General features: G+C 66.4%; 5 protein-coding genes. 3 read left to right on the top strand and 2 right to left on the bottom strand.

The features are described from left to right. The first annotated feature begins 231 nt into the window (after positions 1-231). Genes JWR89_RS12540 through JWR89_RS12530 form a run of 3 tightly spaced genes read left to right on the top strand, consistent with a single transcriptional unit; the run spans position 232 to position 1,596 of the window. Complete coding sequence (locus tag JWR89_RS12540) at positions 232-1,053, top strand: hypothetical protein (protein WP_299716444.1); 822 nt, start codon at positions 232-234, stop codon at positions 1,051-1,053. A gap of 17 nt (positions 1,054-1,070) precedes the next feature. Then, positions 1,071-1,337 (top strand): DUF4160 domain-containing protein, encoded by a 267-nt coding sequence (locus JWR89_RS12535; protein ID WP_299716442.1) that lies wholly within the window; start codon positions 1,071-1,073, stop codon positions 1,335-1,337. Continuing rightward, positions 1,330-1,596, top strand: coding sequence for a DUF2442 domain-containing protein (locus JWR89_RS12530; protein ID WP_299716439.1), 267 nt, complete (start codon positions 1,330-1,332; stop codon positions 1,594-1,596). Before JWR89_RS12535 ends, JWR89_RS12530 begins: the two co-directional genes overlap by 8 nt. Before the next feature lie 132 nt (positions 1,597-1,728). Here the strand turns inward: JWR89_RS12530 and JWR89_RS12525 are convergent, their stop codons facing one another. Together JWR89_RS12525 and JWR89_RS12520 are read right to left on the bottom strand one after the other, a co-directional pair. Beyond that, positions 1,729-2,718: a tripartite tricarboxylate transporter substrate binding protein gene (locus JWR89_RS12525; protein ID WP_299716436.1), complete on the bottom strand. Its 990-nt coding sequence runs from the start codon at positions 2,716-2,718 to the stop codon at positions 1,729-1,731. Between the two features lie 414 nt (positions 2,719-3,132). Further along, positions 3,133-3,368, bottom strand: a 236-nt coding sequence (locus tag JWR89_RS12520; protein ID WP_299716433.1) for a DUF2798 domain-containing protein, incomplete at its 5' end; no start/stop codon positions are given.

Below are 3,368 nucleotides of genomic sequence, written 5' to 3'. Positions count from 1 at the left end.
GCTGCAGCGTGAAACGCTGCTGCGCAGAGCCGGGATCCCGCTTTCTTAATCAACCGGGACCCCGGCTCTGCGAAGCAACACTTCTAAGCGATGCCGCGCATCGCTAGGTTGCATCGCGTCCGGGGCGCGAGGTAGCCGCGCGAAATTTTCGAGCACACTTGCTAGTACACTTGGCTGAGATATAATCTCTAAGATTGCATTCAGGGCGGATGTGACATGCGGCGTGTGTTCATGGCGTGGGGCCTCACCTTCCTGCTGCTGGGGGGCAGCGTCGCGGCGGTGGAAATCCTGCCCCCGCAAGCCTTCACCGAACGCTTTGCCCAGGCGCTTGGCGCGGCCGAGCCGTCGGCGAGCGTCGCCGTCCGGCAGGAGCTGCGGCTCACCGTCCGCACCGCCGACGGCAACACCAACGACATCAACCTGACCAACATCTATGGCGAGTACCGCGGGCAGCCGGAACGGTTCGACGACCTGGTCCAGCTGTTCGCTCGCGCGGTGCGCGATCCCGTTCCCGCAAAGCTCCAGCTCTCGCGCGTCGTGCCGATGATCAAGGACCGCGGCTGGCTGGCCGAGATCGCGCCGATATTTCGATCGCGCGGCCACGAGCCGCTGTTCGAGCCGCTCAACAAGGAGCTGGTGATCGCCTATGTCGAGGACAGCAGCACGCGCGCCCGCTATCTGAATACGGGCGACGAGGTCGGCGACCGCAACACGCTTCGCGCGCGGGCGATCGGCAATCTCAAGCGCATCCTGCCGAAAATCGAGATGCGGCCGCACGAGGACGGCTGGGCGTCGATCTCGGCGGGCGGCAACTACGAACCCAGCCTGCTGCTGATCGACGAGATGTGGTCGACCGGCCAGATCAAGGTGGATGGCGACGTCGTCATCGCCGTCCCGGGGCGCGATGCGCTGCTGGTCACGGGCTCGAACAATCGTGCTGGTCTGAAGGCGATGCGGGCGATGGCGGAGAAGCTGGCGACCGCCCCCTACCGGCTCACGAAAGCGCTGTTCGTGTACCGCGAGGGCCGCTTCGTCGCCTTCGATCCGAATTGAACCGGCGGCCGCGCGTCATGCCGACCATCGCTTACTTTTATGGAATTGCGATCTGGATGTACTTTCGCGACCATCCGCCGCCGCACCTGTTCGCGACCTATAGCGGGCACGAGGCCAATGTTTCCATCGAGAGCGGAGATATTATCGCGGGGCATTTGCCGGCCAATGCCGCGCGCCTCGTGAAGCAGTGGGTACTGGCACATCGCGGCGAGTTGGAGGATAATTGGCAGCGGGCGCGGGCCAGCCGACCGCTCATCAAGATCGCAGGTCTCGACGATGATTAAGGTCGCCAAACTCAAGGTGCTCGACGGACACCGCCTGCACGCCACGTTCAGCGACGGGACGATGGGCGAGTATCACTTCTCCGCCGCGCTCACCGAAACCGGCCCGATGATCGAGCCGTTGCGCGATCCGGCCTATTTCGCCCGGGTCTTCCTCGAAGACGGCGCGCCGACCTGGCCGAACGGCTACGACATGGCCCCGGAATGGCTGCACCGCGAGATCGAGGCCGCCGGCGGGTTGGTCCGCAACGCGGCCGCCTGACGCGACCCCATTCAAAATGTCCCACGCGCCGCTCGTGCCCGTAGGGCGGATGAGCGCAGCGTAATCCGCCGCCGAACCGCAACAAGAGGCGGCGCAATACGCTGCGCTATTGCGCCCTACGGGCTGTCCGTTTCACACCGGCGCCAGGCCGAGCGCCTGCGCGGCGTCGATCCACACCGGCAGTTCGCGCTGATACAGCGCGTTGCTGTCCTTGAAGCCGAGCGCAGGCTCCAGCACGAAGGTGCTGAGAACCTCCTTCACCTTCGGATCGCTGTTGGCGGCCACGCAGAGCTGCGCCAGCCGGTCGACGATTCCCTGCGGCGTCGCCTTCGGCAGGGCCCAGCCGGTGAAGCCGCTGACGGTGAAGAATTTTGAGGTCGCGCCCTGCTCGGGCAGGGTCTTCACATCAGGCATCGCACCGACCTTCTTCGAATGCACGGCGAAGGCCACGCCGCGGTCGCTTTGCAGCACCGATTGCGCCGCGGTGTAGCTGCCCATCGCGGCATCGAGCGTGCCTTCCGCCAGTCCGGTCCACATCGGCGCTTCGCCGCGGTAGTGGATCGGCTCGATATTGAGGCCGTACTGCTTGTTGAGTTCGTTGATGGTCATGTGCGGCGCCGAGCCCGCGCTGTAGGTGCCGAAATTCACCTTGCCGTTCTTGCGCGCGAAAGCGACGAAGTCGTCCAGCGTCCTGACGCCGGACTTCGTGCTCGCGACCAGCGGCAGCCCGGCGCCCGGGACGACGCTGACCAGCGTCAGGTCCCGGTCCATGTCGTAGCCGGGGTTCTTCATCGTCACCCGGTTCATCACATAGGTGGTCGAGATCGAGCACAGGATGGTGTGGCCGTCCGGCTCGGCGCGCGCGACATCGGCCGTGCCGATCGCGCCGGAGGCGCCGGTCTTGTTTTCGATCACCACGGTCTGCCCGGTCTGCCGGCCGATATATTCGCCGAAGGCGCGCGCCAGCAGGTCGGTCTGCCCGCCGGCCGGATAGCTGCAGACCATGCGGATCTGCCGCGACGGCCACGCGGCCTGCGCGCCGGCCTGGCGCGACAGCAGGGGCATCGCGGCCGCGGCCGCCCCGGCGCCGATGAAGTGCCGACGGTTGAATGTCGCTGACATGATTCCCTCCCTGTGTTTTTTGACGAGGGTATCGCATCGCCCGGCCCCCGCCAGACGCGACGGCGTGACAGATTGAAGCATTCGACAGCGCCGGTAGTCCGTAGGGCGGATTAGCGCAGCGTGCGTTGAGCTCGGTCTCGTTTCCCGGACGCGCTGCGGCATTCTCAGGCGATGCACTTGCATCGCCGCCATGCCGCTGCGCAGAGCCGGGATCCCGGTTGCTTTACTTCAAGACACCGGGGCCCCGGCTCTGCGAAGCAGCACTTCGCGCTGCATCGCGTCCGGGGAACGAGATCGTGGCGCGATGGGGAAAGGGCGGCAGTCCATCGTAGGGTGGGCAAAGCGAAGCGTGCCCACGTCTTCTACCGGGCGTGGGCACGGCGCCACGGCGCCTTTGCCCACCCTGCGACGACGTCATCCCGGTGCGGTCGGCGGTGCCACGACCAGCGCCACGATCCGCCGCACCAGCGGCAGCAGCGCGAGCAGGGTGGGAAACGCCACCAGCCACGACAGCGCCCAGGCGGTGGGCCAGGTGGCGACGAAGGCCGGCGTGGCGCCGAGGCTCTTCCACGTCGAGATCGCCGAGACCACGAAGGTCATCAGCAGCGACAGCACCAGCGGCATCACGATCGATGCATAGCGCGCCGGCA

The sequence above is a fragment of the Tardiphaga sp. genome (assembly GCF_028290785.1).
GTDB lineage: Bacteria > Pseudomonadota > Alphaproteobacteria > Rhizobiales > Xanthobacteraceae > Tardiphaga.
The sequence above is the reverse complement of the archived record's forward strand: the minus strand, read 5'-3'. Positions and strand labels throughout refer to the sequence as shown.